At 35.2% G+C, this 8,671-nt stretch carries 11 protein-coding genes; 7 read left to right on the forward strand and 4 right to left on the reverse strand.

The window, feature by feature from the left end; genetic code table 11:
• Positions 1-244: 244 nt before the first annotated feature.
• The gene (locus AC1DTM_RS13800; RefSeq protein ID WP_477000359.1) at positions 245-862 is read right to left on the reverse strand and encodes an ImmA/IrrE family metallo-endopeptidase; all 618 of its coding nucleotides are present in this window, start codon (positions 860-862) and stop codon (positions 245-247) included.
• Between the two features lie 177 nt (positions 863-1,039).
• Here AC1DTM_RS13800 and AC1DTM_RS13805 point away from each other — a divergent pair, with 177 nt between their 5' ends.
• From AC1DTM_RS13805 to AC1DTM_RS13815, 3 genes are all read left to right on the forward strand, one after another.
• Positions 1,040-1,333: a DUF3928 family protein gene (locus tag AC1DTM_RS13805; protein ID WP_002160644.1), complete on the forward strand. Its 294-nt coding sequence runs from the start codon at positions 1,040-1,042 to the stop codon at positions 1,331-1,333.
• Positions 1,334-1,595: 262 nt separating this feature from the next.
• Positions 1,596-2,045 carry an NUDIX hydrolase gene (locus AC1DTM_RS13810; RefSeq protein ID WP_002145954.1) on the forward strand — a complete coding sequence of 150 codons (450 nt, stop codon included), beginning with the start codon at positions 1,596-1,598 and terminating at the stop codon, positions 2,043-2,045.
• Between the two features lie 139 nt (positions 2,046-2,184).
• Positions 2,185-3,360, forward strand: coding sequence for an acetyl-CoA C-acetyltransferase (locus AC1DTM_RS13815; RefSeq protein WP_002199469.1), 1,176 nt, complete (start codon positions 2,185-2,187; stop codon positions 3,358-3,360).
• Between the two features lie 29 nt (positions 3,361-3,389).
• Here the strand turns inward: AC1DTM_RS13815 and AC1DTM_RS13820 are convergent, their stop codons facing one another.
• Both AC1DTM_RS13820 and AC1DTM_RS13825 read right to left on the reverse strand, forming a co-directional pair.
• Positions 3,390-4,142, reverse strand: a complete 753-nt coding sequence (locus tag AC1DTM_RS13820) for an AAA family ATPase (RefSeq protein WP_016106067.1) — start codon at positions 4,140-4,142, stop codon at positions 3,390-3,392.
• Positions 4,143-4,152: 10 nt separating this feature from the next.
• Positions 4,153-4,422 (reverse strand): hypothetical protein, encoded by a 270-nt coding sequence (locus tag AC1DTM_RS13825; RefSeq protein ID WP_016106066.1) that lies wholly within the window; start codon positions 4,420-4,422, stop codon positions 4,153-4,155.
• A 428-nt stretch (positions 4,423-4,850) separates the two neighbouring features.
• Here AC1DTM_RS13825 and AC1DTM_RS13830 point away from each other — a divergent pair, with 428 nt between their 5' ends.
• The 3 genes from AC1DTM_RS13830 to AC1DTM_RS13840 all read left to right on the forward strand — a co-directional run bounded on the left by AC1DTM_RS13830 (position 4,851) and on the right by AC1DTM_RS13840 (position 7,688).
• Positions 4,851-6,008, forward strand: a complete 1,158-nt coding sequence (locus AC1DTM_RS13830; RefSeq protein ID WP_016106065.1) for an RNA-guided endonuclease InsQ/TnpB family protein — start codon at positions 4,851-4,853, stop codon at positions 6,006-6,008.
• A 156-nt stretch (positions 6,009-6,164) separates the two neighbouring features.
• Positions 6,165-6,893, forward strand: coding sequence for a DUF4184 family protein (locus AC1DTM_RS13835; RefSeq protein ID WP_016106064.1), 729 nt, complete (start codon positions 6,165-6,167; stop codon positions 6,891-6,893).
• A 36-nt stretch (positions 6,894-6,929) separates the two neighbouring features.
• Positions 6,930-7,688, forward strand: a complete 759-nt coding sequence (locus tag AC1DTM_RS13840; protein ID WP_016106063.1) for a hypothetical protein — start codon at positions 6,930-6,932, stop codon at positions 7,686-7,688.
• A 36-nt stretch (positions 7,689-7,724) separates the two neighbouring features.
• On the opposite strand, the gene AC1DTM_RS13845 is transcribed toward AC1DTM_RS13840, so the two are convergent.
• The gene (locus AC1DTM_RS13845) at positions 7,725-8,156 is read right to left on the reverse strand and encodes a DUF3997 domain-containing protein (RefSeq protein ID WP_002033805.1); all 432 of its coding nucleotides are present in this window, start codon (positions 8,154-8,156) and stop codon (positions 7,725-7,727) included.
• 131 nt (positions 8,157-8,287) lie between these two features.
• Between AC1DTM_RS13845 and AC1DTM_RS13850 the strand changes: the two genes are divergently transcribed.
• The coding region (locus AC1DTM_RS13850) for an RDD family protein (protein WP_477000360.1) at positions 8,288-8,671 on the forward strand (384 nt) is incomplete at its 3' end.

Here is an 8,671-nt window from a genome sequence, read left to right on the forward strand (position 1 = left end):
AGCTTCCGCTTCCTTTTTTTACCGTTATCCCGCTATTTGCGGGCAGTAAGACCCCTACCTCAAAATTCAGCGAAAGTAAAGAAGTTAGGTGGGGGGCGGGCTGCCCGTAAAAGCCCGATTGGTGAGGGCTAATAATCARYGGGGGATGAACAAAAACCCCACTAATTATAGTTTCACTTTATTTCTCGCAGCCGGTATTTGGTTTGTTGATTGGAATATGTTGTTTTAAACAGTAACAATATCGTTACTGTTTTTTTCTTTGTAATAAGGGACTTTGTAAAGAGAGCGCTTTTTGTTCATTTGTTAATAATGAATTGATGTGAACTTTATTAGGGCTAGGGACTATAGGGTACATAAGGTTCGATGGTGAATGGTGATGTTCAGAACCGGTTGGAGAGTGGGGATCTGCGTGCGTAAGTTTTCCATGAATTCGTCTTGTGAATAAAATATGACCAATTTCGTGAGCGAGGGTGTATATATTTTTCATTGGAGCAGCTGAGTTTGTTAGAACGATGTAACCAGTAAGTTGTTGTTGTTTCGCTAGAGAGTAAGCGCAAGCGATTACTGCGGTTTCTTTGAAATAATCACTGCCAATATAACAAATATAAAGGTCACATTCAGGAGCTTCGTTAACACAAGTTTGAAAAAAGGATGMTAATTTTTCCTGACTTTGAATGGAGTTTTTATAACTAATTTCCCGATTTGAAAAACGGAAAAGCTCGTTTAGTACAATTACTTCTTTAATTTGAAATGTAATGGGATGCCAAATTGATTCTGCAACTGCTAAATCTTTTGCAATACGGTCGTCAGAAATATCGGCGCCTGGAGTAATGCAAACACATATATTAATGTATGAATCCATAAGGAACACCTCAAAGGAAAAAATTCTTTCTATAATATATGTGGGGAAAAGGTCCTATGTATGGATAAACGCCTTGTTTATTACACGAATATATAGACTACAAGTCGAAAAAATTTCATAGTTCTATAACGTAGTATGGTCATCTTTTTGATATAGTAAAGAAAAGGGGGAGAATATATGTATACATTAAAAATCGTTTCAGACAGAGAAGCTCTGTATCAATTTGCGAGCTATGTAAGAGTTGTGCAAGGGGTTGAAGGTGTATATGTAGAGGTGGGAGAACCTTTATATGAACATCCATTAATGAAGTTTTATGTACATATTACAATTGAAGAAACATATGATCAGCATAAAGCGTTACAAGAAATAGCTAGATTAGTAGAATTRGGGCGTTTTACATATGTCCATTATAGCAATGAGGAAATTGAAGAAGCTTTTGAAGCTGTAAAATACGAAAGCTTTAAGAAATAAAGTGAAACTTTAATCAGTGGGGTTTTTGTTCATCCCCCGTTGATTATTAGCCCTCACCAATCGGGCTTTTACGGGCAGCCCGCCCCCCACCKAACTTCTTTRCTTTCGCTGAATTTTGAGGTAGGGGTCTTACTGCCCGCAAATAGCGGGATAACGGTAAAAAAAGGAAGCGGAAGCTTCCTTTTTTTATTGAAAATTACAGCAACAAAAGGAAGAGAATTTTGTTATGATAAGGAAGGGTGAGGAAAGGGGAGTTTACATATTGGGGTATATTGAAGAGTTACGCAAAGTAGTTGGTACGAGACCACTTATTTTAGTAGGATCAGCAATTATTATATTAAATGATAATCAAGAAGTATTGCTTCAATATCGTTCAGATACATATGATTGGGGTGTGCCTGGCGGGGCAATGGAACTGGGAGAAACGACAGAAGAAACTGCTCGTAGAGAATTATTCGAGGAGACGGGGCTAAGTGCAAAAATAATGCAATTTCTTGGTGTTCTTTCAGGAAAGGAAGTTTATTTCCGTTATCCAAATGGAGATGAAATTTTTAATGTGATTCATCTGTATCAGGCACATCATGTAAGCGGAGAATTAAAGCTCGATCATGAAGGGTTACAACTTCAATATTTTCCAGTAGACAAGTTACCGAAATTGAATGAAACGACAGAGAAGATATTACAAAAGTTCTTATACGCATTGACAGAATAGAAGGTTAATTCCTTCTATTTTTATTATATTAAATATTTTGATTTTTTGGTATGTTTATAGTATGATAATTGTAGACATACAACTTATGGAATTTCACCTAAAAACTTACTAGGTTACATAAGAGAGGGGCAAGTACAAAATGCATAATGTTGTCATTACAGCTGCAGTTCGTTCACCAATTGGAACTTTCGGAGGAGCACTAAAAAATATAACACCGGTAGAATTAGCTGTTCCTGTACTTCAGGAAGCTGTAAAAAGAGGCGGAGTAGAGCCACATGAAGTTGATGAAGTAATTTTAGGTCATTGTATTCAAAGAACTGATGAAGCAAATACGGCAAGAACAGCTGCATTAGCGGCAGGATTTCCTGACACAGTTACTGGTTATACAATTCAACGTCAATGTTCTTCAGGTATGCAAGCAATTATGTCTGCTGCAATGCAAATTCAATTAGGTGTAAGTGATATTGTTGTTGCAGGTGGAGTAGAGGCAATGAGCTCAAGCCCTTATGCATTAAAACAACACCGCTGGGGACAACGTCTACAGCACGGAGAAATTCGTGATACGGTGTGGGAAGTTTTAGAAGATCCGATTCACCATATTATGATGGGTGAAACAGCGGAAAATTTAGTTGAACAATATGAAATTACAAGAGAGGAACAAGATGAAGTTGCGCTTCGTAGCCACACATTAGCGTTGCAAGCGATTGAGTCTGGATACTTTGACGATCAAATTGTTCCTATTTCGATAAAAGAACGTAGAAAAGAAGTTGTATTTTCGAAGGATGAACATCCACGTGCAGATATTACAGCTGAAAAGTTAGCGGGATTAAAACCAGCTTTCCGTAAAGATGGATCAGTAACTGCAGGGAATTCATCTGGTCTTAATGACGGAAGTGCCGTTTTAGTATTAATGAGTGAAGAAAAGGCGAAAGAAAAAGGTTTACAACCGTTAGCTCGAATTGTTGGATATTCAGTAGCAGGTGTAGATCCGAAAATTATGGGTATTGGACCAGCACCAGCAATTCGCAAAGGGTTAGAAAAAGTAGATTGGTCATTAGAAGATGCAGATTTACTTGAAATTAATGAAGCTTTCGCTGCACAATACCTAGCTGTAGAGAAAGAGTTAGGGTTAGACCGTGAGAAAGTGAATGTAAACGGTAGTGGTGTAGGACTTGGACATCCAATCGGTTGTACAGGAGCTCGTATTACGGTAAGTTTAATTCACGAATTAAAAAGACGTGGATTAGAGAAAGGTATTGCCTCTCTATGCGTTGGAGGCGGTATTGGAGTAGCTTTATTTATAGAAGCATTATAAAAAAGAGGCAGCGATTGCTGCCTCTTTTTTTATGACTCAAATAAGTGATGAAATAATCGATCGCGATTTTCAAAGAAAAGTTTCGTCGTTTGATAATGCTCCGTTTCTTCTAATGTCGATTCGTGAATCCCTTCTTGAGTTAAAGAGTATATAGTAGATTCAGGATAAGCCATTAAAATGGGGGAATGCGTTGCGATAACAAATTGTGAACCTTTTTCAGCTAGCTCATGCATGCGAATGAGCATTGAAAGTTGTCTCATCGGGGATAATGCTGCCTCAGGCTCATCTAAAATGTATAAACCTTGTCCTGAAAAGCGTTTCATAAATAATGAGAAGAATGATTCGCCGTGGGATTGTTTGTGTAGTGAGATACCACCATATGAGTCAATAACTGGATTTCCGCGTGCTTCTGAATCAGCATCCATTTCATCAATATAAGAAGCGACGTTATAAAATGATTCAGCACGTAGAAAGAATCCGTCTTTTGGGGTATTAAAACTTTTTGAAATTCGAATGTATTCATGTAAAGATGAATGTGAATTGTACGTGTTAAAACGGAAGTTCTTCGTTCCACCTTCTGCATTAAAACCTAAAGCAACTGCAATCGCTTCGAGTAATGTTGATTTACCCGTTCCATTTTCTCCAATAATGAATGTTACATTTGGATGGAAAAGGAGCGATTGTAATGTTCGAATGGCGGGTAAACAGTAAGGATATGCGGAAAAGCTAGGGATATCTTCTTTTTTTAATGTGACACTTTTTAAAAAGGGTACGTCAATCAATATATAAACCTCAATTCATAAGGGATTTTGTTTCTAAAAAAGCAGCGAATACAAGTGTAAGACAACTTGCGAATAATAATGTATATTGAAGCATGCCAAAACCGAGACCTTCCCAGCCGAAAGTAATTCTCTTCCATATAAAAATGAAAAGAACGCTCATAAAGCTAAAGAGAGCAGGCATATATTTTATAATTTTTAAGTGCTTCCATAGAAAGAAGACAATGTATGTGCTTAAAAACAAGGTAAACAGAACAAGAAAAAAGACAAGTGTTAACGACACGTGATCCTCCCTTATTTTCTGAATATTTCATGTGGATTATAACATTTAAACTATCATATTCCAATGTGAAAATAAATATTGCATAGAGATTGTTCATATCGTTATGATAATATGTATTCTATTGGAAATAGGAAGAGGAGTATTAAACAGTAATCAAAAAAGTAAACCATCATAGACATATGTATTAAAATGTAATTATGAACTTGTATATGTTGAAAGAATTTTTGGGGATGATTCATATGTCTATTGAAACATTGGAAAGATGGGATAATCCAGGTGTTTTATTTTAACTGTTTATCGAAATCAAAAAAAATAAAAAACGCTCTCAACAAGAAGAACTTGTTCAAGATTTGCTATCTATCATTCATGTATGTAGTCGTGAGATATATGATTGAGAAAATATAAAAAATGTCGAGGGATAAAGAGATATGAGAAGAGCATATTTTATAGAGATAAAACCGACAAATGAACAAATAACCAAGATTAATCAAACAATTGGAGTGTGTAGGTACGTTTACAATCTGTACCTCTCCAAAAACAAAGAGATGTATGAATCAGAGGGAAAGTTTTTGAGTGGATATGATTTTTCTAAATGGCTAAACAATGTCTATACAAAAGAATGTAGCCAATGGATTAAAAAGGTATCTAGTAAAGCGGTAAAACAGGCAATTATGAATGGAGATAAAGCTTTTAAAAGATTTTTTAAGGGTTTATCTGGATTTCCATGTTATAAGAAAAAGAAGAATCAAGATGTGAAATGCTATTTTCCTAAAAACAACAAAACAGATTGGACAGTAGAAAGACATAGAGTAAAAGTCCCAACGATTGGTTGGATGAGGTTAAAAGAATATGGGTATATCCCCAAAAACGCGATTGTAAAAAGTGGAACGATAGGTAAAAGAGCAGGAAGATATTTTGTATCTGTGCTTTGCGAATTGGAAGAAACAGAAAAGAAGCCACCTCTCAATCAAACAGGTTTAGGTATTGATTTAGGGGTGAAGGATTTCGCTATACGTAGCGACGGTATCGTTCATGAAAACATCAACAAAACAATACAAGTAAAAAAAATAGAAAAACGGTTAAGACGTGAGCAACGTTCTTTATCGCGTAAATTTGAAAATATAAAAAAGAGAGGTGAACAACCTGTTACTAAAAAAAGAGCGAATATAGATAAAAATATTCTTAGAGTGCAAAAACTACATGCCAGGCTAGCAAATATTCGATTAGCGTATGTAAAGTCTATTGTAAATGATGTGGCGAAAACCAAGCCAACGTTTATTACAGTGGAAGATTTGAATGTGAAAGGTATGATGAAGAATAAACATCTATCTAAAGCAGTTACTAAGCAGTGCTTTTATACATTTAAAACATGGTTATTGACGAAATGTGAGGAATATGGAATTGAACTACGTCAAGTAGGCAGGTTCTATCCATCTTCAAAGCTATGTTCATGTTGCGGTCAAAAGAAAGCGAATGTAAAGCTATCTGACCGAGTATATATATGTGACTGTGGAAATGTAATGGATAGAGATTTGAACGCGTCAATCAATCTTTTACAAGCAAAAAAATATACAATACTAACGTGAATAGATTGTATATATGTACGGTGGGCTACATCGGAATTTACGCCTGTGGAGTGTTACAGCAAACTGTAGTAGCGAGTGATTGGCGAGACAGGACACGTAGAAGCAGGAATACTCTAAGAATATACATTTGTCTATATTTTTTGTAGCAGTTAAAATATGCCATTTACATTCGCACATCCAGCAGCTGTTCTCCCTTTTGCTAAGAAACATTCTAGTTATATTTCAGTGACGGCTCTTATATTAGGTAGTATGGCACCTGATTTTGAATATTTTTTACATTTTAGGCCATACGGTATTATTGGCCATACATGGGCTGGTTTCTTATATTTGAATTTACCACTCGTTTTTTTATTAGCATATGCATATCATCGTATTTTAAAAGGACCATTTATAACCCATTTACCTAAGCCTTTTGCTAGTTACTATAAATATGTAGTAGATGAGAAGTGGGGGCTTTATACTTGGAAAGATTTTTTTGTATTTTGCTATTCTGCTTTATTCGGTATGGTGACGCATGTCGTTTGGGATGCTTTTACCCATAAGACAGGCTATTTTGTTATGAAAATGCCGCTGTTACAGCAAGAAGTATATAGTATTCCGATGTATAAATTTTTACAGCATGGGAGTACATGTTTTGGTCTACTATTACTAATATATGTACTATGGAAATATAGGAGGGAAACTGATCAAGATACTAGTTTAACTTCGGAAAAAAAGAAATATTGGGCTTCATCTATCGTTGTGGCGGCCATTATATTTATCGTGCACGCGTTATTAGACCCCTATTTTCATATTTTCCAAATAGGAGGTATAATAGTATCTGGACTGACAAGTTCGTTTTGTGGACTTCTTATTGTTTCTATAGTTTACAAATCAAGGGACTAATATATTTTAATGAATGATAGTGTTAGGAGAAATTAAATGATGAAAGCATGGAAAAGTATTTTTGTTTTATGTAGTTTTCTTCTTATGTTAAGTGGTTGCTTCCATCAAGAAGAAAAGAAGGCAGAACCTAAGAAGAAAGAATCTATTCCAGAAACAAAAGAGTATGGTGGGCGTGAGCTTAAAAAAGTAGGACAAAAAGTGAAAGAAAAAGGGTGGGGGACATTTGAATTAGAACAGATTCATTCTGTGAATCAGACATTTGAAGTAGCCCCAATGAAAATTCACGTACAAGACGTTAAAGTTATCTCATTATCACAAATGAGCAAAGATGCAAAAAATACATTGAAAGTGTATACTGCATTAACTCCTGAAGAAGTAAAGCGTAGATTAGGAGATAAAGTGAGTCAAGAAGACGCTGAATTATATGCATCGTTAAGTGGAACAGAGATTAGCGATACGATTCGGTATGTTGAAATTACATATAAGGTAGAGAATAGTGGAAATAAGAACATGCAATTCTTCTCTATGAATGATGTTATTATTAATGACAAACAGCATTTTAATGTAGCGACTCAAAACTTTTTATATGAAGAAGACACACTTGTAGGCACAAAGAGTGTATCAAGGGAAGATTATAAGCCTGGTGAGACACGAGAAGGAATTATCGGTTTAATACTCGATGATGGAAAAGAGAAGGTAAAGGATATTAAGTTTACAACAGATGATTTAGCAGTGGGAGATACTCATGAAGCTGTTAAAGAGCCACAAACTTTCAATATCTCATTTTCTAAGTAAGGTGTGTACTTAAACGAAAACAGTCAGCATAAAAAGTTATGCTGACTGTTTTTTTAGCTCTTTCACATATGAATCTACACTTTGAAAAGGTACTGTAATTTTAAAAGCATCTTTTTGCTCGTTAAATTGTTTTTCATTATAAGGACCGAATCTTTTATTATGCTTTACATCGATAATCCAATAATGTTCACTTTTTTTATTTGTAATTGCTGCGTCAGGATTATTTGGATCTGATTTTTCCTCAATTTGTTTTGTGATAATGTATTTATCGTCCCAAGCAATTTCTGTAATTTTTGCAGGGATGTATTGTGTAGCATATACAGCATCCTGAGAGGGGAAAAGTTCAAATGCATCTCCAGAAGTATGTATGAGTTCATATTCATCGTTAATTGTATAAGTTAAATGGTTTGTATTGCCTGTACAACCTGTTAATAAGAGTGCGGCAAATAGGATTATCCATCTTTTCAATATGGGAACCTCCTTTACAATGCTGTTGTAACACATTGTACAAGAAAAGTAAGCGAAACGCCAGTTTACAATGTTTTTTAGAAGTGGTACGATGAAACGGGTAAAGAAGGATATGAAGGAGTCGACACAAAATGAAGTTAAAGATGCATCGTCCAGCGCTTGTAATGAATCGCATAGGTGCTTCCCTTATTGACATGTTTTTAATCTCAGTTACGTACGGTGCAGTAGTAGCTATTATTACCGGGAACTATAGTGCTATTTTCAATCGTTTTAATATAAGTTTAGGTGACTATAGATATGACCTTACACTTGTTTTCGTATTAATGGCTATAAATTTTATTGTGTTACCTTTTCTTTGGAACGGTTCTACACTTGGTAAAAAGGTAACAAGAACAAAAATAATCTCGTTAACAAGTGAAAAACTAACGTTACAAACATTAATAATACGATTTTTGGTATTATTATTACCAAGCATATTATTACTTGGAGTTCCATTAATATGCAATGTATATATG

It is taken from the genome of Bacillus sp. P4_D3, from assembly GCF_056401855.1.